At 74.1% G+C, this 22,964-nt stretch carries 19 protein-coding genes and 1 pseudogene; 11 read left to right on the forward strand and 9 right to left on the reverse strand.

What is annotated here, in order from left to right; translation table 11 throughout:
• Nucleotides 1-315 precede the first annotated feature (315 nt).
• From DKT69_RS14450 to hutH, 7 genes and pseudogenes are all read left to right on the forward strand, one after another.
• Nucleotides 316-1,652: pseudogene (locus DKT69_RS14450) on the forward strand (IS701 family transposase).
• Nucleotides 1,653-1,906: 254 nt separating this feature from the next.
• A complete protein-coding gene (locus DKT69_RS14455) occupies nucleotides 1,907-2,761 on the forward strand; it encodes a MurR/RpiR family transcriptional regulator (RefSeq protein ID WP_109802082.1) in 855 nt (284 codons plus the stop codon).
• A gap of 12 nt (nucleotides 2,762-2,773) precedes the next feature.
• Nucleotides 2,774-4,429 (forward strand): urocanate hydratase, encoded by a 1,656-nt coding sequence (gene hutU / locus DKT69_RS14460; protein ID WP_109802083.1) that lies wholly within the window; start codon nucleotides 2,774-2,776, stop codon nucleotides 4,427-4,429.
• A gap of 55 nt (nucleotides 4,430-4,484) precedes the next feature.
• Complete coding sequence (locus DKT69_RS14465) at nucleotides 4,485-5,684, forward strand: allantoate amidohydrolase (RefSeq protein ID WP_109802084.1); 1,200 nt, start codon at nucleotides 4,485-4,487, stop codon at nucleotides 5,682-5,684.
• Nucleotides 5,681-7,036, forward strand: coding sequence for a formimidoylglutamate deiminase (locus tag DKT69_RS14470; protein ID WP_109802098.1), 1,356 nt, complete (start codon nucleotides 5,681-5,683; stop codon nucleotides 7,034-7,036). Before DKT69_RS14465 ends, DKT69_RS14470 begins: the two co-directional genes overlap by 4 nt.
• Nucleotides 7,037-7,091: 55 nt before the next feature.
• Nucleotides 7,092-8,270: an imidazolonepropionase gene (hutI, locus tag DKT69_RS14475; protein WP_109802085.1), complete on the forward strand. Its 1,179-nt coding sequence runs from the start codon at nucleotides 7,092-7,094 to the stop codon at nucleotides 8,268-8,270.
• Nucleotides 8,258-9,796 carry a histidine ammonia-lyase gene (gene hutH, locus DKT69_RS14480; RefSeq protein ID WP_109802086.1) on the forward strand — a complete coding sequence of 513 codons (1,539 nt, stop codon included), beginning with the start codon at nucleotides 8,258-8,260 and terminating at the stop codon, nucleotides 9,794-9,796. Before hutI ends, hutH begins: the two co-directional genes overlap by 13 nt.
• Nucleotides 9,797-9,891: 95 nt before the next feature.
• On the opposite strand, the gene rdgB is transcribed toward hutH, so the two are convergent.
• The 9 genes from rdgB to DKT69_RS14525 form a co-directional block, all read right to left on the reverse strand.
• A complete protein-coding gene (gene rdgB / locus DKT69_RS14485; RefSeq protein ID WP_109802087.1) occupies nucleotides 9,892-10,509 on the reverse strand; it encodes an RdgB/HAM1 family non-canonical purine NTP pyrophosphatase in 618 nt (205 codons plus the stop codon).
• On the reverse strand, nucleotides 10,506-11,234 hold the full coding sequence (gene rph / locus DKT69_RS14490; protein WP_109802088.1) for a ribonuclease PH: 729 nt from the start codon (nucleotides 11,232-11,234) through the stop codon (nucleotides 10,506-10,508). The genes rdgB and rph overlap by 4 nt, the downstream gene beginning before the upstream one ends.
• A 185-nt stretch (nucleotides 11,235-11,419) precedes the next feature.
• Entirely contained in the window at nucleotides 11,420-12,166 is a 747-nt protein-coding gene (locus DKT69_RS14495; protein ID WP_109802089.1) for an MBL fold metallo-hydrolase, read from the reverse strand.
• Nucleotides 12,167-12,388: 222 nt separating this feature from the next.
• Nucleotides 12,389-13,354, reverse strand: a complete 966-nt coding sequence (locus DKT69_RS14500) for a PLP-dependent cysteine synthase family protein (protein WP_109802090.1) — start codon at nucleotides 13,352-13,354, stop codon at nucleotides 12,389-12,391.
• A gap of 13 nt (nucleotides 13,355-13,367) precedes the next feature.
• Complete coding sequence (locus DKT69_RS14505) at nucleotides 13,368-13,769, reverse strand: MoaD family protein (RefSeq protein ID WP_109802091.1); 402 nt, start codon at nucleotides 13,767-13,769, stop codon at nucleotides 13,368-13,370.
• Between the two features lie 67 nt (nucleotides 13,770-13,836).
• Complete coding sequence (locus DKT69_RS14510) at nucleotides 13,837-14,325, reverse strand: M67 family metallopeptidase (protein WP_109802092.1); 489 nt, start codon at nucleotides 14,323-14,325, stop codon at nucleotides 13,837-13,839.
• A 55-nt stretch (nucleotides 14,326-14,380) separates the two neighbouring features.
• Entirely contained in the window at nucleotides 14,381-14,884 is a 504-nt protein-coding gene (locus tag DKT69_RS14515; RefSeq protein WP_201749666.1) for a DUF2017 domain-containing protein, read from the reverse strand.
• 2 nt (nucleotides 14,885-14,886) lie between these two features.
• A complete protein-coding gene (gene clpS / locus DKT69_RS14520) occupies nucleotides 14,887-15,177 on the reverse strand; it encodes an ATP-dependent Clp protease adapter ClpS (protein ID WP_089010866.1) in 291 nt (96 codons plus the stop codon).
• 103 nt (nucleotides 15,178-15,280) lie between these two features.
• Nucleotides 15,281-16,843, reverse strand: coding sequence for a P-loop NTPase family protein (locus DKT69_RS14525; protein WP_109802093.1), 1,563 nt, complete (start codon nucleotides 16,841-16,843; stop codon nucleotides 15,281-15,283).
• A gap of 199 nt (nucleotides 16,844-17,042) precedes the next feature.
• Between DKT69_RS14525 and DKT69_RS14530 the strand changes: the two genes are divergently transcribed.
• Genes DKT69_RS14530 through DKT69_RS14545 form a run of 4 tightly spaced genes read left to right on the forward strand, consistent with a single transcriptional unit; the run spans nucleotide 17,043 to nucleotide 22,899 of the window.
• Entirely contained in the window at nucleotides 17,043-19,721 is a 2,679-nt protein-coding gene (locus tag DKT69_RS14530) for a helix-turn-helix transcriptional regulator (RefSeq protein ID WP_109802094.1), read from the forward strand.
• 16 nt (nucleotides 19,722-19,737) lie between these two features.
• Complete coding sequence (locus tag DKT69_RS14535) at nucleotides 19,738-21,024, forward strand: nicotinate phosphoribosyltransferase (protein ID WP_109802095.1); 1,287 nt, start codon at nucleotides 19,738-19,740, stop codon at nucleotides 21,022-21,024.
• Between the two features lie 15 nt (nucleotides 21,025-21,039).
• Complete coding sequence (locus tag DKT69_RS14540; protein ID WP_109802096.1) at nucleotides 21,040-21,621, forward strand: isochorismatase family protein; 582 nt, start codon at nucleotides 21,040-21,042, stop codon at nucleotides 21,619-21,621.
• A gap of 39 nt (nucleotides 21,622-21,660) precedes the next feature.
• Nucleotides 21,661-22,899 carry an MFS transporter gene (locus DKT69_RS14545; RefSeq protein ID WP_109802097.1) on the forward strand — a complete coding sequence of 413 codons (1,239 nt, stop codon included), beginning with the start codon at nucleotides 21,661-21,663 and terminating at the stop codon, nucleotides 22,897-22,899.
• Nucleotides 22,900-22,964: the final 65 nt, after the last annotated feature.

Raw genomic sequence — 22,964 nt, forward strand, 5'->3', positions numbered from 1 at the left:
GCCTACGTAAGACCCGTAAGACCTGCACCCGCAGGCGGGGCAGCGGGCCGTGAAGCGTCTAGACCGGTTCATCCGGTCAACGTCGCCCGGCAACGGACGACTGCCAATCATGAGTCACGTTTGCTCAGTGAAAGGTAACGGTCTGTCCAGGGTCCGACGGTGTCTCAGTAGTACGGCAGCCGCCATTAGCTGTCTGACCAGGGTGGACGCCGCGGGTGGGGCGGGTGAGGTGGGTGCAGCCGCCCTGATGATCATGTGTGTGTGAAGACAACAAAATCGAGGGCGGCTGCGGCTGCCAGGATAGCGGCTCGGCGGGTGCAACGGTTGCGGGCCGAGCTGTTGGAGTGTCTGCGGTCGTGTTTCGTGCGGACGCAGACCTGGCAGCAGGCGACGAGGTACGTGTCTGCGGTGGCCAGTGACCTGCCGAAACGCAACGGGTGGACGATCGCGGAGCACGTCGGGGACCGTAGCCCGGACCGGACGCAGCGGTTGCTGAACCGGGCGGTGTGGGACGGCGACGAGGCGATGATCCTGGTGCGCCGGTTCGTGGTCGACGGGCTGGGCACGGCAGCCCGACGGCGGCGGGGGCTGGTGGTGGGGGCGTTGGACGAGACCGGTCAGCAGAAGCGGGGCGCCGCCACGTGTGGGGTGAAGCGGCAGTACATGGGGTGCGCGGGTCGGGTGGACAACGGCATCAACACGGTGCACCTGTCGTACGTGCGGGAGCAGGTCGGGCACGCGTTGATCGGTGCCCGGCAGTGGATTCCCGCCGAGCAGATCGACGACCCGGACACCGCCCGCGCGATGGGACTACCGGCTGACCTGCGGTTCCGCACCAAGGGACAACTGGCAATCGACATCTGCACGGACGCGTACGCCGACGGGGTGCGCTTCGACGTGATCTGCGGCGACGAGGTCTACGGCGGCTGCACCCAGTTGCGGGAGTTCTTCGAACAACAACAGCAGGCGTACGTGCTGCGGGTGGCCTGCACGTTCCTGCTCGATGTGGGCGGCGGCGTGCGGCTGACCTGCCAACAAGCCGTCAAGCAACTCGTCGGCCCCCGCCAGTGGGAGGTACGCAGCGCCGGCACGGGGTCGAAGGGACAGCGGTGGTACGCGTGGGCGCAGATCGCCACCGCCAGCCCCCGCCACCTGCTGCTGGTACGCCGGCACCTGGGCACCGGTGACCTGGCGTTCCACTACTGCTACCTGCCCGAGAGGCAACCCACGACCATGACTCGGCTGATCCGCGCCGCGGGACTGCGCTGGCCTGTCGAGGAGGACTTCGAGTTCGGCAAGGACCAGTTCGGTCTCGACCAGTGCCAAGCCCGCCTGCACACTGCGATCCGCCGGCACACCGTGCTGGTCATGGCAGCCCTGGCCATCTGCGCCGTCGCCGCCGCCAACTCCGCGCCCGCACCGACACCCAAGCCCCACCACCGGCCACCCCCGACCAGGCCCCACCAGCAGACCCCGGCCTGATCCCCCTGACCGTCCCCGAAACACGACGGCTCCTGGCCAGACTGCAGCATCAACCGACACCGCCCGACCACGCCCACCACTGGAGCACCTGGCGCCGCCGCCACCAAGCCCGCTCACGCTGGTTCCACCAACGCACCCGACTCAACCGCGCATACGCCCTGGTCAACTAGCCAATGGCGGCTGCCGTAGTAGGCGCCGCGCCGGGCCAGTGAAGCCGCCCGCCGCTCCGCCCGCCGGTCACGGTCCCGAGAGCTGCCGGGACGGTGGCCAACCAGCGGTCAGCGGACGGCGGTGGCGGGGTCCGGATCCGGCGACCAGGTAACCCGCCGGGGATCCCTGTGGACACCCCTCGCTGCACAGGTCGGCGGGCCGCCCGGGCGGGGTCGTGATTGCCTTTGAAAGTTTCTATGCATAGAGTCGCGGCATGAATGAGAGCGCTGTCGTCGCGGCGCCGACCGACCGGGTGCTGGACCTCTTCCACGGGGTCCGGCTCACCCCCACCCAGCGTCGGATCGCGCACTGCCTGGTGCAGCACGCGGGGGCGGCGGCGTACCTGTCGGCGGCGGAGGTGGCCGAGCTGGCCGGGGTCAGCCAGCCGTCGGTCACCCGGTTCGCGATGGCGCTCGGGCACGACGGCTACCCGGCGCTGCGCCGCCGGCTGCGCGAGCTGACCGCGGCCGGGGCCGTCGAACCGGCCGACGCCGGCAACGAGCTCCAGCGGGCCGTCCGCGCCGAGATCGGCAACCTCGACCGGCTGGCCGGGCACCTCGCCGACCGGGGGCGGATCGCCGAGGTGGGGACGCTGCTCGCCGCCAGCCGCCCGCTGCCGGTGCTCGGGCTGCGCGCCGCCGCGCCGCTGGCCGCGTATTTCGCGTACTTCGCCGCGAAGGTGCACCCCGACGTGCGGGTGCTCGACGACGGCGGCAGCCTGCTCACCGACCGCCTCGAACAGGCCGCGGCGGCCGGCGCGACCGCCCTGCTCGCCTTCGTGCTGCCCCGCTACCCGCGGGAGACCCTGGACGCGCTGCGCGAGGCCCGGGACGCCGGGCTGACCGTGGTGGCGATCACCGACTCGCCGGTCAGCCCCGCCACCGAGCACGCCGAGGTGGTGCTCCCCGCCGCCGTCGGCACCGACCTCGTCTTCGACCTGCACACCGCCCCGATGACCCTGGCCATGGTGGTGCTCCAGGCGATCTGCGACGCCGCCCCGGCCGACACCCAGGCCCGGCTCGAGGCGTTCGAGTCGTCCGCCGCCCGTCGTCAGTTGTTCCTCGGCTGAGAGGAGTACGAAATGCCACAGCCCGTCCGCGCCGCCCGCGGCACCGCACGCACCGCGAAGGGGTGGCCGCAGGAGGCCGCCCTGCGGATGCTGATGAACAACCTCGACCCGGAGGTGGCCGAGCGCCCCGGCGACCTGGTCGTCTACGGCGGCACCGGCAAGGCCGCGCGGGATTGGCCGTCGTACCACGCTCTGGTGCGCACGCTGACCGACCTGCGCGAGGACGAGACGATGCTGGTGCAGTCCGGCCGCCCCGTCGGCGTCATGCGCACCCACGAGTGGGCGCCCCGGGTGCTGCTGGCCAACTCCAACCTGGTCGGCGACTGGGCCACCTGGCCGGAGTTCCGCCGCCTGGAGCAGCTCGGCCTCACCATGTACGGGCAGATGACCGCCGGTTCGTGGATCTACATCGGCACCCAGGGCATCCTCCAGGGCACGTACGAGACGTTCGCCGCCGTCGCGGCCAAGCGGTTCAACGGGACCCTGGCCGGGACGCTGACGCTGACCGCCGGCTGCGGCGGGATGGGCGGCGCGCAGCCCCTCGCGGTCACCATGAACGGCGGCGCCTGCCTGATCGTCGACGTGGACCGCAGCCGGCTGGACCGCCGGGTACACGACCGTTACCTGGACGAGGTTGCCGACTCCCTGGACGACGCCGTCGCGCGGGTGCTGGCGGCGAAGCGGGACCGTCGGGCGCTGAGCGTCGGCGTGGTCGGCAACGCGGCGGTGGTCTTCCCCGAGCTGCTGGTCCGCGGCGTCGAGATCGACATCGTGACCGACCAGACCAGCGCGCACGACCCGCTGTCGTACCTGCCGGTCGGGGTGGAACCGGCCGACGCCCGGGACTACGCGGCGGCGAAGCCGGCCGAGTTCACCGACCGGGCGCGGGCGTCGATGGCCCGGCACGTGGCCGCGATGGTCGGCTTCCTCGACGCCGGCGCGGAGGTCTTCGACTACGGCAACTCGATCCGTGGCGAGGCGCAGCTCGCCGGCTACGAGCGGGCCTTCGACTTCCCCGGCTTCGTGCCGGCGTACATCCGGCCGCTGTTCTGCGAGGGCAAGGGCCCGTTCCGGTGGGCGGCGCTTTCCGGCGACCCGAAGGACATCGCCGCCACCGACCGGGCCATCCTCGACCTGTTCCCCGAGAACGAGTCCCTCGCGCGGTGGATGCGGATGGCCGGCGAGCGGGTCGCCTTCCAGGGGCTGCCCGCGCGGATCTGCTGGCTGGGCTACGGCGAGCGGGACAAGGCCGGGGTGCGGTTCAACGAGATGGTGGCCTCCGGTGAGCTGAGCGCGCCCGTGGTGATCGGCCGGGACCACCTGGACTGCGGCAGCGTGGCCAGCCCCTACCGGGAGACCGAGGCGATGGCCGACGGCTCCGACGCGATCGCCGACTGGCCGCTGCTCAACGCGCTGGTCAACACGGCCAGCGGGGCGTCCTGGGTGTCCATCCACCACGGCGGCGGGGTCGGCATCGGCCGGTCCATCCACGCCGGGCAGGTCTGCGTCGCGGACGGCACCGCCCTGGCCGGGCAGAAGATCGAGCGGGTGCTCACCAACGACCCGGCGATGGGCGTCATCCGGCACGTCGACGCCGGCTACGACAACGCCCGCGAGGTCGCCGAGCGGACCGGCGTACGGGTGCCGATGGCGGAGGGCCCGGCGTGAGCGCGAGGAGTGCAGCGCAGCGGAGCCCCGCAGTCGCCAACAACAGGGGTGCCGCGTGACCGATCTGGCCGCCCGGTTCCGCCAGCTCTGGGACGAGCTCGCCCCGGTCGGGCGGGACGAGCGCAGCGGCGGCTACCTGCGCTACGCGCTGACCGAGCCGGAGCTGTGGCTGCGCGCCTGGTTCCGGGAGCAGGCCGACCGGCGCGGCATGCCGGTGCACTCCGACGGCAACGGCAGCCTGTTCGCCTGGTGGGGCGACCCGCTGGCCGGGGACGCCGTGCTGACCGGCAGCCACTTCGACTCCGTGCCGCACGGCGGGGCGTACGACGGGCCGCTCGGCATCGTCAGCGCGTTCCTCGCCGTGGACGAACTGCGGGCCGCCGGGGTCACCCCCGTCCGGCCGGTGGTGGTCGGCGCGTTCGTGGAGGAGGAGGGCGCGCGGTTCGGCGTACCGTGTCTGGGGTCGCGGCTGCTCACCGGGGAGATCGCGGTGGACCGGGCGGCCGGGCTGCGCGACGCGGCCGGGGTGAGCTTCGCCGAGGCGCTGGGCGAGCGGCCGGCGGGCGCCGACCCGGCGCTGCTCGGCCGCTTCGCCGCCTTCGTGGAGCTGCACGTCGAGCAGGGCCGCGCGCTGGTCGAGCTGGCCGCGCCGGTCGCGGTGGCCAGCGCCATCTGGCCGCACGGCCGCTGGCGTTTCGACTTCCACGGCGAGGGCAACCACGCCGGTACGACCCGGATGGCGGACCGCCGCGACCCGATGCTCACGTACGCCTTCACCGTGCTGGCGGCGAACAAGGAGGCCCGGCTGCGCGACGCGCACGCGACCGTCGCCCGGGTGGCGGTGGAGCCGAACGCCACCAACGCCATCCCGGCGAAGGTGACCGGCTGGCTGGACGCCCGGGCGGCCGAGCCGGCGACGCTGCACGGCCTGGTCGAGGCGGTCCGCGCCAAGGCCGCGGAGCGGGCGCGGCGGGACGGCACCGAGCTGACCCTGACCGAGGAGTCGGCGACGCCGCTGGTGGGGTTCGACGGCGGGCTGGCGAAGCGGCTGACCACGCTGCTCGACGCGCCGGTGCTGCCGACCGGCGCCGGGCACGACGCCGGGGTGCTCGCCGCGCACCTGCCCACCGCGATGCTCTTCGTGCGCAACCCCACCGGGGTGTCGCACTCCCCCGCCGAGTCCGCCACCGACGCCGACTGCGCCGCCGGGGTCACCGCCCTGGCCCGGGTGCTGGAGGAGCTGGCATGCCGCTGACCCGCTGGCTCGCCGAGTACGCCTGGCTGCCCGACCACGCCGAGCCCACCGCCGACGTGCTGATCGAGGCGGAGGGCGGCCGGATCACCGCCGTGACGCCGCTGGTCGGGGCCGGCGCCCCGACCGCCGGGGTCGAGGTGCTCCGCGACGCGGTCCGGCTGCCCGGGCTCACCCTGCCCGGCCTGGCCAACGCGCACTCGCACGCCTTCCACCGGGCGCTGCGCGGGCGGACCCACGCCGGCCGGGGCGACTTCTGGACCTGGCGGGACCGGATGTACGCCGTCGCGGCGCGCCTCGACCCGGACTCCTACCTGGCCCTGGCCCGGGCCGCGTACGCCGAGATGGCGCTCGCCGGGATCACCTGCGTCGGCGAGTTCCACTACCTGCACCACGGCCCCGACGGCACCCCGTACGCCGACCCGAACGCGATGTCCGCCGCGCTGGTCGAGGCGGCGGCGCACGCCGGCATCCGGCTCACCCTGCTGGACACCTGCTACCTGACCGCCACGGTCGACGGCGCGCCGCTGACCGGGCCGCAGCGGCGGTTCGGCGACGGGGACGCGCTGCGCTGGGCCGAGCGGGTCACCGCGTTCACGCCGGAGAACGGCCACGCCCGGGTCGGCGCGGCGATCCACTCGGTGCGGGCCGTGCCGGCGGAGCAGCTCGCCACCGTCGCCGGCTGGGCGGACCGGCGCGGCGCGCCGCTGCACGTCCACCTCTCCGAGCAGCCCGCCGAGAACGACGCCTGCCGTGCCGTGCACGGCCGCACCCCGACCCGGCTGCTCGCCGACCACGGCGTGCTCGGCCGGACGACCACCGCGGTACACGCCACCCACCCCACCAGCGTCGACATCACGCTGCTCGGCGAGAGCCGGACCGGCGTCTGCCTCTGCCCCACCACCGAACGGGACCTGGCCGACGGGATCGGGCCGATGCGGCGGATGGCCGAGGCGGGCAGCCCGCTCAGCCTCGGCAGCGACAGCCACGCCATCGTCGACCTCTTCGAGGAGGCCCGCGCGGTGGAGCTGGACGAACGGCTGCGGACCCGGCGTCGCGGCCACTTCAGCGCCGTCGAGCTGCTGACCGCCGCCACCGCCGCCGGGCACGCCGCGCTGGGCTGGACGGACGCCGGCCGGCTCGCCGTCGGCGACCGCGCCGACCTGGTCACCGTACGGCTGGACACCACCCGCACGGCCGGGGTGCCGCCGGTCGGGGCGTTCTTCGCGGCCGCCGCAGCCGACGTCAGCCACGTCGTGGTGGACGGGCGCGTGGTGGTCACCGACGGCCGGCACCTGACGGTGGACGTGCCGGCGGAGCTGCACGACGCCATCGCGGCGGTGACCGGCCAGTGAGCGCGAGGAGTGAGCCGGGTTTGCGAGCCCCGCAGCCGCGAACGGGAGGCAGCGCATGAGCAGCCTGCTGGTGGACGACATCGGCGAGCTGGTCACCAACTCGGCCGGCGAGGGCGCGGGTGAGCCGCTGGGCATCCGCCGCGACGTGGCCCTGCTGGTCGAGGACGGCCGGGTGACCTGGATCGGGCCCGCCCGGGACGCCCCGGCCGCCGACCGGCGGATCGACGCCCAGGGGGCGGCCGTGCTGCCCGGCTTCGTGGACAGCCACGCCCACCTGGTCTTCGCCGGGGACCGGGCCGCCGAGTTCGCCGCCCGGATGGCCGGCGAGCCGTACACCGGGGGCGGCATCCGCACCACCGTCGGGGCCACCCGCGCGGCGTCCGACGACGAGCTGCGGGCCACCGTCCGCCGGCTGCGCGCCGAGGCGATGCGGCAGGGCACCACCGCGATCGAGATCAAGAGCGGGTACGGCCTCACGGTCGCCGACGAGGCCCGCTCGCTGCGGATCGCCGCCGAATTCACCGACGACACCACCTTCCTCGGCGCGCACGTCGTCCCCGCCGAGTACGCCGACCGCCCCGACGACTACGTCGGCATGGTGTGCGGGCCGATGCTGGCCGCCGCCGCCCCGTACGCGCGCTGGATCGACGTGTTCTGCGAGCGGGGCGCCTTCGACGTCGACCATGCCCGGGCGATCCTCGCCTGCGGGCAGGCCGTCGGGCTGGGCGTGCGGGTGCACGCCAATCAGCTCGGCCCCGGACCGGGCGTACGGCTCGGGGTGGAACTCGGCGCGGCCAGCGTCGACCACTGCACCCACCTAACCGACGCCGACGTCGACGCGCTGGCCGGCTCCCCGACCGTCGCCACGCTGCTCCCGGGCGCCGAGTTCTCCACCCGGTCGCCGTACCCGGACGCCCGGCGACTGCTCGACGCGGGCGTGACCGTGGCGCTGGCGACCGACTGCAACCCCGGGTCGTCGTACACCTCGTCGATGCCGTTCTGCATCGCGCTCGCCGTACGCGAGATGCGGATGACCCCGGCGGAGGCGGTCTGGGCCGCGACCGCCGGCGGGGCGGCGGCGCTGCGCCGCGACGACGTCGGCCGGCTGCGGCCCGGCGCCCGGGCCGACCTGATGATCCTCGACGCCCCTTCCCACCTGCACCTGGCCTACCGGCCGGGTGTGCCACTGATCCGCCAGGTTCTGCACAACGGAGTCCCGCAATGTCGACCGTAATGATCCAGCCCACCGGAATCTCCCCCGCCGACGTGCTCGCCGTGGCCCGCGGCACCGCCAAGGTGGTGCTCGATCCGGCCACCGTGGACGCCATGGCGACCAGCCGGGCGATCGTGGACGGCATCGAGGCCGCCGGCCGGCCCGTCTACGGCGTCTCCACCGGTTTCGGAGCGCTCGCCAACACCTTCGTCGCGCCCGAGCGGCGGGCCGAACTCCAGCACGCGCTGATCCGCTCGCACGCCGCCGGGGTGGGCGCGCCGATGCCCCGCGAGGTGGTCCGGGCGATGATGCTGCTGCGGGTCCGTTCGCTGGCGCTCGGCCGCTCCGGGGTCCGCCCGCTGGTCGCCGAGGCGCTGGTCGACCTGCTCAACCACGAGGTCACCCCGTGGGTGCCGGAACACGGCTCGCTCGGCGCCTCCGGCGACCTGGCCCCCCTCGCGCACTGCGCGCTGGTGCTGCTCGGCGAGGGCTGGGTGCTCGGGCCCGCCGGCGAGCGGCTCGACGCGGCCGAGGCGCTGCGCCGGGTCGGGCTGGCGCCGATCGAGTTGGCCGCCAAGGAGGGGCTGGCGCTGATCAACGGCACCGACGGGATGCTCGGCATGCTGCTGCTGGCCATCCACGACGCCCGTCACCTGTTCGCCATGGCCGACGTCACCGCCGCCCTCGCCATCGAGGCGATGCTCGGCTCGGAACGGCCGTTCCTGCCCGAGCTGCACGCCATCCGCCCGCACCCCGGGCAGGCCGCGTCGGCGGCGAACATCCACCGGCTGCTCCAGGACTCCCGGGTGATGGATTCGCACCGGGACGACCTGGCGCACGCCGTGCAGGACGCGTACTCGATGCGCTGCGCGCCGCAGGTGGCCGGCGCGGCCCGGGACACCCTCGACTTCGTCGAGACGGTGGCCGGGCGGGAGCTGATGTCGGTGGTGGACAACCCGGTCGTGCTGCCGGACGGCCGGGTCGAGTCCACCGGGAACTTCCACGGCGCCCCGCTCGGTTTCGCCGCCGACTATCTGGCCATCGCCGCCGCCGAGGTGGGCGCGATCGCCGAACGCCGGGTCGACCGGCTGCTCGACGTCACCCGCAACCGGGAGCTGCCCGCCTTCCTCTCCCCCGACGCCGGGGTCAACTCGGGCCTGATGATCGCCCAGTACACGGCGGCCGGGATCGTCGCGGAGAACCGCCGGCTCGCCGCTCCCGCCTCGGTGGACTCGCTGCCGACCAGCGGCATGCAGGAGGACCACGTCTCGATGGGCTGGGCGGCGGCCAAGAAGCTGCGCACGGTGCTGGACAACCTGACCAGCCTGCTCGCGGTGGAGCTGCTGGCGGCCGTCCGCGGGCTCCAGCTCCGCGCCCCGCTGGAGCCGTCACCGGCCGGCCGGGCCGCGGTGGCCGCGCTGGGCGGGATCGCCGGCGAGCCGGGCCCGGACGTCTTCCTCGCCCCGGTGATGGAGGCCGCCCGGGAGGTGCTGGCCGGGCCGGAGCTGCGCGCCGCCATCGAACTCCAGATCGGCCCGCTGAGCTGAACAAGCTCATGATCGTCTGCTGGGGAGCGGTCGACTCGACGGAGGGTCGGGTCGCTCACCAGCAGACGATCATGTTGGGGCGGGGGCACCGCGGCTCAGGGGGCCGGCGGCAGCACCTTGGCGACCAGCTTGGCCAGCTCGCGCAGCGCCTTGCCGCGGTGGCTGACCGCGTCCTTCTCCTCGGGCGTCAGCTCCGCGTTGGTCCGCTGCTGCCCGTCGCCGAGGAAGATCGGGTCGTACCCGAAGCCGCCGTCGCCGCGCGGCGCGCGCAGCAGCCGGCCGGACTGGCGGCCGTCGACCAGGTGCTCCTTGCCGCCGGGCAGCACCAGCGCCACCGTGCAGACGAAGGAGGCGGCCCGGTGCTCGTCCGGCAGGTCGGCGATCTGGTCCAGCACCAGCTGGAGGTTGGCCAGGTCGTCGCCGTGCCGGCCGGCCCAGCGGGCGCTGAACACGCCCGGCATGCCGTTGAGCGCGTCCACGGCCAGCCCGGAGTCGTCGGCGATGGTCGGCAGGCCGGTCCGCCGGCAGGCCTCCCGAGCCTTGATCAGCGCGTTCTCGCCGAAGGTCAGGCCGGTCTCCGGCAGCTCCGGATACTGCTCGACGTCGTCGAGGCCGAGCAGGGCGATCCGGTGCGCGCCGAGCGCCCCGTCGAGGATCCGCTGCAGCTCGACGAGCTTCTTCCGGTTCCGGGTGGCGAGGAGCACCCTGTTCATGAGGCGAGCGCCTTCCGCTGTGCGTCGGCCAGTTCCAGACAGCCCAGGACACCCAGGTCGAGCAGGGCGTCGAGCTGGTCGCGGGCGAAGACGCCGGCCTCGCCCGTCCCCTGCACCTCGACGAAGTCGCCCGTCCCGGTGCAGACCACGTTCATGTCCACCTCCGCGGCCACGTCCTCTTCGTAGCAGAGGTCCAGCCGCGGCTCGCCGGCGATGATGCCGACGCTGACCGCGGCCACCGACCGGTGCATCACCTTCTCCGGCTTGCCGGCCAGCGCCTTGCGCTCGCCCAGCCAGCCCACCGCGTCGTGCAGCGCCACGTACGCCCCGGTGATCGCCGCGGTCCGCGTGCCGCCGTCGGCTTGGAGCACGTCGCAGTCGAGGATGACCGAGTTCTCGCCGAGCGCCTTCAGGTCGATGCAGGCGCGCAGGCTCCGGCCGATCAGCCGGGAGATCTCGTGGGTACGCCCACCGACGCGACCCTTGACGCTCTCCCGGTCGGACCGGGTGTTGGTGGCCCGGGGCAGCATCGCGTACTCGGCGGTCACCCAGCCGAGCCCGGAGCCCTTGCGCCAGCGGGGCACCCCCTCGGTGACGCTCGCGGTGCAGAGCACCCGCGTCGCGCCGAACTCGACGAGGACCGAGCCCTCCGGGTGGGTGCTCCAGCCCCGGGTCAGGGTCACCGGTCGGAGTTGGTCGGGCTGTCGCCCGTCAGGTCGCGCCATCCCTGCACCTTATGCGGTGCGGCGATCGAACCGTCCCGGGGTGCCCGCCTCCGCTGCGACGGAGCGGAGCGCGGGGTCAGGGGACGGCCGTCACGTCGGACTGCGCGTGCCCGGGTTCGACGCCGTGCGCCCGGAGGAACCCGGCGACCAGGTGCAGACGATCCGGTCGTCGCGCCGGGCGGCGGTCAGACGTCGTAGCAGGCGCCCGCGCGGACCACCTCGAGCGGACCGGTGTACGCGGCGGCGGCCGACTCCAGGGTGTGCGCCTCGCTCCCCCAGGCCGCCACCAGATGGGTGAGCAGCAGCCGGCCGGCGCCCGCCTTGGTCGCCACCTCGCCGGCCTCCCGGCCGGTGAGGTGCAGGTCCGGCGGGTTCTCCGCGCCGTCGAGGTAGCTGGCCTCGCAGAGGAAGAGGTCGGCGCCCTGGGCCAGCCGCAGCAACGAGTCGCAGGGGGCGGTGTCCGACGAGTAGCAGAGCACCCGGCCGTCGTGCTCCAACCGCACGCCGTACGTCTCCACCGGGTGGTTCATCCGGTCCACGGTGACGGTGAACGGGCCGATCGGGAACGTCCCCGGCTGGAGGCCGTAGAAGTGGTACACGTCGTCGACCGAGCTGCCCTCCTGCCCGTACGCGGCGGCCAGCCGGTCCGGTGCGCCGGAGGGCGCGTACATCGGCAGGGGCGGGTACGGCCCGTCGGGGGCGTACCGGCGCACCACCACGTACGACACCGCGTCGAGCATGTGGTCGCAGTGCAGGTGGGTGAGAATGATGGCGTCGGGGGCGTGCAGCCCGACGTAGCGCTGGAGCGTGGAGAGCGACCCCGAGCCGAAGTCGACCAGAAGCCGGAAGCCCTCCGCCTCGACCAGGTACGCGGAGCAGGGGGACTCGGGGCCGGGGAAGCTGCCCGCGCAGCCGAGGACCGTCAGTCGCATCCGGTCGTCCCAATGTCACGCCGCGTAGTCGACGCGCCGGCAACCGCCCCGTCGATGATCTCTACCGACGCGTACGCCACGCTGCGCAGCCTACGCGTCGCCACTGCGGGTCAAGAATCATCTGCCGGAACATGTCATCAACGTGACACCCGTACGCGTATCGCGCCGGCAGGGCGTCGACGGGCCGGCCGGCGTCCCCGCCGACCGGCCCGAACCGGCTCGTCAGGCCCAGAGCTGCCCCTCCAGGGCGTCCTCGGCGTCCGCGAGGGTGCCGCCGTAGGCCCCGGTCGACAGGTACTTCCAGCCGCCGTCGCAGACCACGAACGCGACGTCGGCCCGGCGGCCGTCCCGCACCGCCTCGTGCGCCACCGCGAGAGCGGCGTGCAGGATCGCGCCGGTGGAGAACCCGGCGAAGATGCCCTCCACCTCGACGAGCTGACGGGTGCGCAGCACCGCGTCCCGGGTGCCCACCGAGAAGCGGCGCGACAGCACGGTCGCGTCGTACAGCTCGGGGACGTACCCTTCGTCGATGTTGCGCAGGCCGTAGACCAGCTCGCCGTAGCGGGGCTCGGCGGCGACGACCTGGATGCCGTCGACCTTCTCCCGCAGGTAGCGCCCGGTGCCCATCAGGGTCCCGGTGGTGCCCAGACCGGCTACGAAGTGGGTGATCGTCGGCAGGTCGTGCAGCAGCTCCGGCCCGGTCGTCTCGTAGTGCGCCCGGGCGTTCGCCTCGTTGCCGTACTGGTAGAGCATCACCCAGTCGGGGTGCTCGGCGGAGATCTGCTTCGCGGTGGCGACGGCCTGGTTCGAGCCGCCGGCGGCCGCCGAGAAGATGATCTCCGCGCCGTACATCCGGAGCAGTTGGACCCGCTCGGTGGAGACGTTCTCCGGCATCACGCAGACCAGCCGGTAGCCCCGCAGCTTGGCCACCATGGCCAGCGAGATGCCGGTGTTGCCGCTGGTCGGCTCCAGGATGGTGTCGCCCGGGCGGAGCCGGCCGGCCTCCTCCGCCGCGCGCACCATGAACAGGGCCGCGCGGTCCTTGATGCTGCCGGTCGGGTTCCGGTCCTCCAACTTCGCCCAGAGCCGCACCGGCGGCGCCCCCTCGGGCACCGTCGGCGAGAGCCGGGGCAGTCCGACCAGGGGCGTGCCGCCGCAGGCCTCGAGCAGGCTGTCGTACCGCGCCATCGCCGGCCGCCGGTCAGCGGGCGGCGACGGCCGACCGCGCCACGCGCGGCGCGATCGCGGCCGCCGCCGCACGGTGCTGACTGATCGCGGCCGCCGCCGCACGGTGCTGGCTGATCGCGGCTGCCGCCGCGAAGCCGAACGCGCCGCCGGCCACGGCCGGCAGGATGGTGACGCTGTCGCCGTCGTTGAGCTTGGCGTCGAGCGCGCCGAGGAAGCGGACGTCCTCGTCGTTGACGTAGACGTTGACGAACCGGTGCAGCGCGCCGGCGTCGGTGACCAGCCGGGCCTTCAGGCCGGCGTGCCGGGAGTCCAGGTCGGTGAGCAGGTCGCCCAGGGTGTCCCCGGCGCCCTCGACGACCTTCGCGCCGCCGGTGTAGCTGCGCAGGATGGTGGGGATGCGAACCTCGATGGCCATGATGTCGTGCTCCTTGATCGGGTGTGCCGCGGTGACGGGAAGGAAGGAATGGGCCGGCGCTGAGAGGTCAGCGGCCGGAACACTCGTAGTCGACCGTCGCCGGGCTCTGCCCGAACATGTAGGACTGGACGGCGTGCGGGTCCACGACGGCATCCACGATCCGGACCGGCTCCTCGGTCACCACGCCGTCGACGATCCGGAAGGAGCGGATCTCCTCGGTGTCGGGCTCGCGGGTCGAGACGAGCAGGTAATGCGCCCCCGGCTCACCGGCGAAGGAGACGTCCGTGCGGGACGGGTAGGCCTCGGTCGCGGTGTGCGAGTGGTAGATGACGACCGGCTCCTCGTCGCGGTCGTCCATCTCCCGCCACACCCGCAGCTGCTCCATCGAGTCGAACTCGTAGAACGTCATGGACCGGGCGGAATTCTCCATCGGGATGTGCCGGGTCGGGGTGTCGCTGCCGACGGGACCGGCGACCACGCCGCACGCCTCGTCCGGGTGGTCGCGGCGCGCGTGGGCGACGATCGCGTCGACGATCGACCGGTCGATGCTCAGCACGCCGACCAGCCTAACGCCTGCCGCTCACACCCGGCGAGGTGGCGGCCGTCACGACTCAGTCGATCAGGGCGTTGAGCAGGGATTCCTGCAAGTAGCCCAGATACGCGTAGACCGACAGCTGGAACACCCGGGAGGAGGTGGGGTCCTCGGCGACCGCGTCGTCGAGCTCCTCGCCCAGGTCCGTGCCGTCCTTGATCTCCAGGCGGACGCCCATCGCCAGCCGGGCGTCGTTGAGCGCGCGCAGCCACGCCTCGGCCGCCTCGGCGTCCAGGCGCACCTCGCCGCCGGCCTCACCGGAGGAGTCGGGCAGGGCGGCGAGGATGGCGCCGGCCTGGTCGATCTTGGCGGTCTTCAGGTCGCCCTCGGTGTACCGGCGGAACTCGGCCGTGCTCGCCGAGTCGTCGGGATAGACCTCGGGGAAGAGCCGGCCCACCACCGGGTCGCTGTGGTCGAAGCCGTCGGTGAGCAGGCCGACCACCTCGGAGGCGACCTTCCGCAGCACCCGGACCTCGTCCAGGGCCAGGTCGGCGACGTACCGGTCGCCCTGACGACGGAACATGCTCACGACCGGTCCACCGTTGCCCACAGCCCGTACGCGTGCAGCTGCGACGCGTCGTGCTCCATCCGTTCCCGAGCGCCGCTGGACACGACGGCCCGGCCCTTGTGGTGCACGTCCAGCATGAGCTGCTCGGCCTTCTCCCGGCTGTACCCGAAGAGCTTCTGGAAGACCCAGGTCACGTACGTCATCAGATTGACCGGGTCGTCCCACACGATCGTCACCCATGGCCGGTCGGAGACCGGCACCTCGTCGGTGTCCGGCGTCTCGACCGGTGCAACCTGTGGAGCCGCCATGCCCCCCATCGTGCCACCGGATTCGGGGAAGCGATGAACCGGAACGCCGCGCCGGCCCGGATCACCCTCCCGGGCGGGCGGAGACGGGTCGGCGCAGCCGACCTCAGGCGAGCAGGATGCCGTGGTCGACAGCATCGGTGAGCACCGCGCCCAACGAGAGACGGATCACCTCGAAGCGACGGGACACCTCGCTGGAGAGCTCAAGCTCCACCTCGCGCAGCGCCCGCTGCGCCCAGGATCGCGCACCGTTCGGGTCGTCGTTGCCGGGCCCGCGCCAGTGCTGCCAGCAGCCCCCGGACAGGGCCACCCCCACCGGCGGCAGGACCTCGACGCGTTCCGCACCGGGAAAGCCGGCCAGCGCGTCGATGGCGCCCGCACCGCTCAACCCCGCCACCCCGGCGGTGCTGGTGACCAGGAGGACCCGGTCCAACTCCCGACCGGCCGGGTGGTCGGCGAGGCCCCAGCGCACGGCATTGGCGATCCGGCGACGCACCCCCGCGGCGAGGGGCGCGCCGAAGACCCGGGCCGCCGCCTCGTCGAGGATGGCCCGGGCGGCCTGGTCGCACTGGGCAGTGGCGAGCAGCGACAGGGCCTCCATCTCCCGGTCGAGCAGCTGCGGCAGGCCGGCGGGGCCGACCCCGAAGACGATCTCCTGCACCACCCGGAGGTGGATGTTGGCCAACTCCAGGGCCAGGTGCTGGCGGATCCGCTGGGCACAGGAGCGGATTTGCCGGTCCAGCCGGTCGCCGACGTCACCCGGGTCCAGGCCGGGCACCACGCTCACCCGGCCGTGCTCGCCCGGCAGCACGGGCGGCTGCGCGCTGGCCCGGCGCAGCCCCTCGTCGGCGGCCCAGCCGACCAGCGCCCGGCGCAGCGCCGCGTGGTCGGCCTGGCCGACCGGGTACCAGCGGGCCCCGGCGAGGCTCGGCACGGCGGCCAGCAGGGCGGCCCGGTGCGCCGCGAGAGAGACCTCGACCGGGTCGACCGGTCGCCGGCCCGACCCGCCGGTGCGGGCGGCCGGCGGGACGGACGCCCCCGCGTCCTCCGTCGTCGTCGCGCCGTCCGACAGCGCGGCCCAGCCGGCCGTCCCCGGGGTGACCGCGAAGAAGACCGTGACGCCGGCGTGGGCCACCTCGGCCAGCAGGTGCAGCTCGGCGGCGGTGAAGGCCTGGTCCGCGGAGATCACGAAGAGCAGCGCGCCGGCCCGGCCGACCGCGTCCAGCAGCACCCGTCCCCCGGCGACGCCGAGCGACCCGGTGTCCGGCGTGTCGAGCACGGCGAAGTGCCGCAGCAGCGGGTCGGGGACGCTCAGCTCCACCCGGCGCGGCGGGCGGGCCAGCGCCGGACCGGCGGCCAGCGGGTCCGCGCCGTACGAGTGCGGCTGCCGGTAGCCCGGCACGTACGCCGCGCGGGTCGGCACCCGAGCGTGGTTGACCAGCAGGCAACTGCCGGCGGGCACCGCGAGCATCCCCGGTTCGAGCCCGAGCAGGGCGGCCAGCACCTGCCGGCGGCCCGCGCCGGCCGGACCGGCGGCCACCACGGCCAGCGGCTCGTCCGGGCCCGGGCTGGTCACCCCGACCCGGGTGGGCAGCGGGGCGCACCGCGGCGGCTCGGCCGACCCACCCGGATCGGGCACGTCGACCGCGCGGAGAGGACCCGGCTTCATCAAGCGGCCTCCCGGTCGGGCGACCGGAATCTTGGCCGGCCGCGTGGGAACTCCGGTGGTGCAAACCGGATGCCGGAAGAGTACGGCGGGGCCTACTGCCGGCCGCACACTTCGGATACTCACCGGTAATCAACAGGTTACTCAACTTCGCTACGTGACGGTACGCGCGCGGACGGATTACCGTCGATATGCTGCTGCGATGAGCCGGTGGGACTTCGTGGGCCGCACGGATGAGCTCAACCGTCTGCTGTCGGCGGTCGGCAGCCCGGAGGGGCGTGGACTGCTCTTCAGCGGCAGCGCGGGGGTCGGCAAGAGCCGGCTGCTGCGCGAGGGCGTCGCGGCCCTGCCCACCGACCGGTACGCCATCTGGTCGGTCTCGGCCAGCGCCACCACCGCCGCGCTGCCCTTCGGCGGGCTGGTCCAGGTGCTCCCGGCCGACCAGCCCCAGGGCCTCTCCCCCGCCGGCATCCTGCGCTGGGCCGTGGACGTGCTGCAGGGACAGGCGGCCGGGCGACGCATCGTGCTCGCGATCGACGACGTGCACCTGCTCGACCCGCCCTCGGCGGCGCTGGTGCACCTGATCTCCCGGGCCGAGAACGCCACCGTGCTCGGGACGCTGCGCAACGGCGAGCAGATCCCGCTGCCGATCCGCGCACTCTGGACCGACGACCTGGTCGACCTGGTCGAGCTGGGCCCGCTGAACCCCGTCGAGACCACCGGGCTGCTCGCCGCGATCCTCGGCGGGCCGGTCGACGCCGGGTCGGCCGAGCGGCTGTACCGGCTCACCGCGGGCAACGCGCTGCTGCTGCGCGAGCTGGTGCTGGCCGCCACCGGTGGCGGCGAGCTGACCCGCACGTACGGGATCTGGAAGTGGACCGGCCGGCTGGAGCTGGCGCCGAGCCTGACCGACCTGATCGACACCCGGATCGGCCAGCTCACCCCCGGCGTCCGGTCGGTGGTCGAGCTGGTCGCGTTCGGTGAGCCGCTCGGCCTGCAACTGCTGGAGCGGGCGGTGGAGCCGACCGACGTGGAGACCGCCGAGGAACGCGGCCTGATCAGCCTGGTGCTCGACGACCGGCGGCTGAACGTGCGGCTCGCCCACCCGCTGTACGGCGAGGTGATGCGCCGGCAGTGCCCGGTGAGCCGGACCCGCCGGCTCCAGGCGACCCTGGCCGACCTGCTGGAACAGGTCGGCAAACGGCGACGCGACGACCTGCTCCGGGTAGCGGTGTGGCGACTGGACTCGGGCACCGCGCAGGACCCGGCCCTGCTGCTCGACGCGGCGGCCCAGGCCTTCGGCCGGTACGACGTGCCGTTGGCGACCCGGCTGGCCCGGGCGGCGCTGGAGGCCGACGGCGGGTTCGACGCCGCCGAACTGCTCGCCACCATCTTGATGTTCGCCGACCGGCCGGACGAGGCGATCGAGGTGCTCGACTCGGTCTCCGCGGACGTCCGCTCCGACCGGCGGCGCAGCCGCTGGCTGACCGTGCGCGGCATGGTCAGCTACTGGGGGCTGAGCCGGGAGTCCACGGTGGAGGAGATCGCCGCCCGGAGCGGGGAGCTGACCGACCTGGCCGACCTGGCCCGGGTCCGCGCCTTCGAGGCCATCATGCGGCTGCACCGGCTGGACACCGCCGTCGCCCTGCGGCTGGCCCGGGCCGTGCTGGACCGCCCGGCCGCCTCGGTGGCCGCCCGGGAGCTGGCCCGGTGCACCATCGCCCACCTTCAGGCCGCCCAGGGCCGGTTCCGGCGCAGCGCGACCGCGATCGCCCGGGTGCAGGCCGAGGCGGGGCGCTGGCGGGGCGACATGCCGTACCTCCAGCTCGCCATGGAGCTGGCCCGGGGCACCCGGCTCGCGCTCTCCGGTGACCTGGCCGGCATCGACGCGATCGTGGCCGACGAGTTCGCCGACCTCGCGGGCGCCGGCGACTTCCGGCTGGGCACCGGCTACCTGGCCATTCTTCAGGCGTACGCGGCGCGGCTGCGCGGGCAGAGCGACGAGGCGTTGAAGACCAGCCTCGGCGCCTGCGCCGTGCTCGCCACCAGCCGGGTGTACGCCGGGCTGGCGCACGCCGAACGCGCCCAGGCGGCGGCGCTGCGCGGCGACGCGGCGCACGCCGCGGAGGCGATGGCCGAGGCGGACCGCACCCAGGCCCCCGGGATGGCGGTGCTCTACCCCTGGCTGGAGCAGGCCCGTGGGGCGGTGCTCGCCGCCAGCGGCGACCTGCCGGGCGCGACCAAGCACCTCGGCCAACTCGCCGACCGGCTCCGCGCGGACGGGCTCACCGGTCACGAGGTGCTGGTCCTGCTCGACCTGGTCCGGCTGGACCAGGCCGCCGCCCAGGTCGGCCCGACCTGTACCGACGGCGGTCGGCGTACGGTGGCGCAGCGCCTGGCCGAGCTCTCCGAGCAGGTCGACGGCGTGCTGCCGCCGCTGCTCGCCCGGTACGCCCGCGCCGCCATGGCGGACTCCACCACCGACCTGCTCGCCGTCGCCGACGGCCTGGCCCGGCTCGGGCTGACCGTCTATGCCGCCGAGGCGGTGGCGATGGCGCTGCACCGGCTGCGGCAGAGCCGCTCCGCCAGCATCGGCCCGGCCCGGGAGCGGCTCGCCACCCTGCTGGGCAGCTGCGACCGGATCTCGACCCCGGCGCTGCAGCGGCTCCGGCCGACGTTGAGCGACCGCGAGTGGGAGGTGGCTCGCCTCGCCGCCGACGGGGTGACCAGCCGGGCCATCGCGGAGCGGCTCTACCTGTCCAGCCGGACGGTGGAGAACCACCTCCAGCGCGTCTACAGCAAGCTGGGCGTGGCCGGGCGGGCCGAGCTGAAGGCCGTCCTCCGGTCGATGCCGGGCCACGACGGCGGCGATTCCGCCTGAACTCTAGGCTGGACCGGTGAGCACCCTTCGCCCCGCGCTGCTGACCGACCACTACGAGCTGACCATGGTCAGCGCCGCCCTGCGGGACGGGACAGCCGACCGCCGCTGCGTCTTCGAGGTGTTCAGCCGGCGGCTGCCGGCGGGCCGCCGCTACGGCGTGGTCGCCGGCACCGGACGGCTGGTCGACATGATCCGGGACTTCCGGTTCGACGCCGACGAGGTCGACTTTCTGCGCCGCACCGGCGTGGTGGACGACCGGGCCGCCGACTGGCTGGCCGACTACCGCTTCACCGGCGACGTCGACGGGTACGCCGAGGGCGAGCTCTTCTTCCCCAACTCCCCGATCCTCACCGTCTCCGGCGGCTTCGCCGAGTGCGTGGTGCTGGAGACGCTGGTGCTGTCGGTGCTCAACCACGACTGCGCGGTCGCCGCGGCGGCCGCCCGGATGGTCACCGCCGCCCGGGGTCGGGCGTTGATCGAGATGGGGTCCCGCCGGGCGCACGAGGAGGCGGCGGTGGCCGCAGCCCGGGCGGCGTACCTGGCCGGTTTCCGGTTCACCTCGAACCTGGCCGCCGGCCAGCGGTACGGCATCCCCACCGCCGGCACCGCCGCGCACGCGTTCACCCTGCTGCACGACGACGAGAAGGCGGCGTTCGCCTCGCAGGTCGCCACGCTGGGCAAGGACACCACGCTGCTGGTCGACACGTACGACATCAGCCAGGGCATCCGCAACGCGATCGAGGTGGCCGGTCCGGAGCTGCGGGCCGTCCGGATCGACTCCGGCGACCTGGCGGTGATCGCCCAGCAGTCCCGGGAGCTGCTCGACTCGCTCGGCGCCACCGAAACCAAGATCATCGTCTCGGGCGACCTCGACGAGTACTCGATCGCCTCGCTCGCCGCCGAGCCGGTCGACATGTACGGCGCCGGCACCGCCGTGGTGACCGGCTCCGGCGCGCCCACCGCCGGCCTGGTCTACAAGCTGGTCGAGGTGGACGGGCGGCCGGTGGTCAAGCGCTCCGAGCACAAGGCCACCATCGGCGGCCGGAAGGTGGCGGTACGCCGGCACAAGCCGACCGGCACCGCCACCGAGGAGATCATCGTGCCGCAGGGCGTACCGGACCGGCACCCCAACGACCGGCTCCTCCAGCGCTCGTTCGTGGTCGACGGCGAGCCGGTGGCGCTGCCGACGCTGGACGAGTCGCGGGAGCACCTGCGGGAGTGCCTGATCTCCATCCCGTGGGAGGGCCTGAAGCTTTCCGGCGGCGACCCGGCCGTCCCGGTGACCGTCGTACCCGCGACCTGACGAAGGAGTGTTCCGGTGAGCAACGCGCTGATCATCGTGGACGTGCAGAACGACTTCTGCGAGGGTGGCGCCCTCGCGGTGGCCGGCGGGGCCGGCGTGGCAGCCGGCATCTCCCGGCTGCTCGCCGCCGAGCCGGACCGGTGGGACCACGTGGTCGCCACGAAGGACTACCACGTCGATCCGGGCGCCCATTTCGGCGACCCGCCCAACTTCGTCGACTCCTGGCCCCGGCACTGCGTGGTCGGCACCCCGGGCTCCGAGTTCCACCCCAACCTGGAGACCGGGCGGGTGGAGGCGATCTTCCACAAGGGCGAGCACGCGGCCGCGTACTCGGGCTTCGAGGGGCACGCCGACGACGGCGAGTGCCTGGCCGACTGGCTGCGCCGGCACGGGGTGGACCGGGTCGACCTGGTCGGCATCGCCACCGACCACTGCGTCCGGGCCACGGCCCTCGACGCCGCCCAGAAGGGTTTTGACACCACGGTGCTGCTGGACCTGACGGCCGGCGTCGCGCGGGACACCACCGACATGGCGCTGCGGACGATGGACGGCGCCGGGGTCGCCATGGTCGGCCGGCCTGTGATCAGCACCGCTTGACCAGGTAATCGCTTGCGGCTGTCGTACCCCCGGTCAAGGATGGCGCCGGAGGTACGGACCGTCGTGAACTTGAAGCCTTACCGGCAGGCACTCGCCCTGCCCGGTCTCCGGTCGCTGCTGCTGGTGTCGGTGCTGGCGCGCATCCCGCTCACCGCGACCGGGGTGACGCTCACCTTCTACGTCGTGCTCGACCTCGGCCGGGGATACGGCGCGGCCGGCCTGGTCGGCGCCGCGTCGACCGTCGGCGCCGCGCTGGGCTCGCCGCTGCTCGGCCGGCTGGTGGACCGGCGCGGCCTGCGACCGGTGCTCGCCCTGACCACCGTCGCCGAGGCGGTCTTCTGGGCCAGCGCCCCCACGCTGTCCTACCCGGTGCTGCTGCCGGCCGCGTTCCTGGCCGGGCTGCTCGCCCTGCCGGTCTTCTCGGTGGTCCGCCAGTCGGTGGCCGCGCTGGTCCCGGCCGAACGCCGGCGCCCGGCGTACGCGCTGGACTCGATGTCGGTCGAGCTGTCGTTCATGGTCGGCCCGGCGCTGGCCGTGGCGCTGGCCACCGCCATCTCCCCGCGCACCACCCTCTGGGCGGTCGGCGCCGGGATCGTCGCCTCCGGCGTCGCGTTCTGGCTGTTGAACCCGCCCACCCGCAGCGCCGACGAGCCGGCGGGCCCGCACCGGAAGGTGTCCCGCCGAGAATGGCTCACGCCCCGGCTGCTCGCCGTGCTGGCGGTGAGCCTCGCCGCCACCCTGGTGCTCGGCGGCACCGACGTCGCGGTGGTCGCCGTGCTGCGGGCCAGCGGCGAGGTCGGCTGGACCGGCGTGGTGCTGGCCATGTGGGCGGTCGCGTCGCTGGTCGGCGGCTTCGCGTACGGGGCGGTCAGCCGATCGTTCTCGCCGCTGGCGCTGATGGCCGCGCTCAGCCTCTGCACCATCCCGGTCGGGCTGGGCGGTTCGCACTGGTGGCTGCTCTGCCTGGCACTCGTCCCGGCCGGGGCGCTCTGCGCCCCGACCATCGCCGCCACCTCCGACGCGGTGAGCCGGCTCGCCCCCGCCGGCGTACGCGGCGAGGCGATGGGCCTGCACGGCTCCGCGGTCACCGTCGGCATCGCGGTGGGCGCCCCGCTCGCCGGCGCGGTGATCGACGCCTCGGCGCCCCTCTGGGGCTTCGCGGTCACCGGTGCCATCGGCGCGCTGGTCGCCCTCGTCGTGCTCCCCGTCGAGCTGCGCCACCGCCGGGAGACCCTCGGCGAGGCCGCCCCCGCCGAGCTGGCCGCCGCCACCACCTGACCCACCGTCCGCTCCCGCGGTCGCCGGTCCGGGCCCTCACCCGTGCCCGCCGACGACCGCGGGAC

It is taken from the genome of Micromonospora sicca (assembly GCF_003172935.1).
Lineage (GTDB): Bacteria > Actinomycetota > Actinomycetes > Mycobacteriales > Micromonosporaceae > Micromonospora > Micromonospora sicca.

Bases quoted from the DNA above. Each gene is read 5' to 3' on its own strand.
- DKT69_RS14455 (WP_109802082.1), top strand. From the start codon at position 1,907: ATGAATGAGAGCGCTGTCGTCGCGGCGCCGACCGACCGGGTGCTGGAC.
- hutU (WP_109802083.1), top strand. From the start codon at position 2,774: ATGCCACAGCCCGTCCGCGCCGCCCGCGGCACCGCACGCACCGCGAAG.
- hutI (WP_109802085.1), top strand. From the start codon at position 7,092: ATGAGCAGCCTGCTGGTGGACGACATCGGCGAGCTGGTCACCAACTCG.
- hutH (WP_109802086.1), top strand. From the start codon at position 8,258: ATGTCGACCGTAATGATCCAGCCCACCGGAATCTCCCCCGCCGACGTG.
- rdgB (WP_109802087.1), bottom strand. From the start codon at position 10,509: ATGAACAGGGTGCTCCTCGCCACCCGGAACCGGAAGAAGCTCGTCGAG.
- rph (WP_109802088.1), bottom strand. From the start codon at position 11,234: ATGGCGCGACCTGACGGGCGACAGCCCGACCAACTCCGACCGGTGACC.
- DKT69_RS14495 (WP_109802089.1), bottom strand. From the start codon at position 12,166: ATGCGACTGACGGTCCTCGGCTGCGCGGGCAGCTTCCCCGGCCCCGAG.
- DKT69_RS14500 (WP_109802090.1), bottom strand. From the start codon at position 13,354: ATGGCGCGGTACGACAGCCTGCTCGAGGCCTGCGGCGGCACGCCCCTG.
- DKT69_RS14505 (WP_109802091.1), bottom strand. From the start codon at position 13,769: ATGGCCATCGAGGTTCGCATCCCCACCATCCTGCGCAGCTACACCGGC.
- DKT69_RS14515 (WP_201749666.1), bottom strand. From the start codon at position 14,884: ATGTTCCGTCGTCAGGGCGACCGGTACGTCGCCGACCTGGCCCTGGAC.
- clpS (WP_089010866.1), bottom strand. From the start codon at position 15,177: ATGGCGGCTCCACAGGTTGCACCGGTCGAGACGCCGGACACCGACGAG.
- DKT69_RS14525 (WP_109802093.1), bottom strand. From the start codon at position 16,843: ATGAAGCCGGGTCCTCTCCGCGCGGTCGACGTGCCCGATCCGGGTGGG.
- DKT69_RS14530 (WP_109802094.1), top strand. From the start codon at position 17,043: ATGAGCCGGTGGGACTTCGTGGGCCGCACGGATGAGCTCAACCGTCTG.
- DKT69_RS14545 (WP_109802097.1), top strand. From the start codon at position 21,661: ATGGCGCCGGAGGTACGGACCGTCGTGAACTTGAAGCCTTACCGGCAG.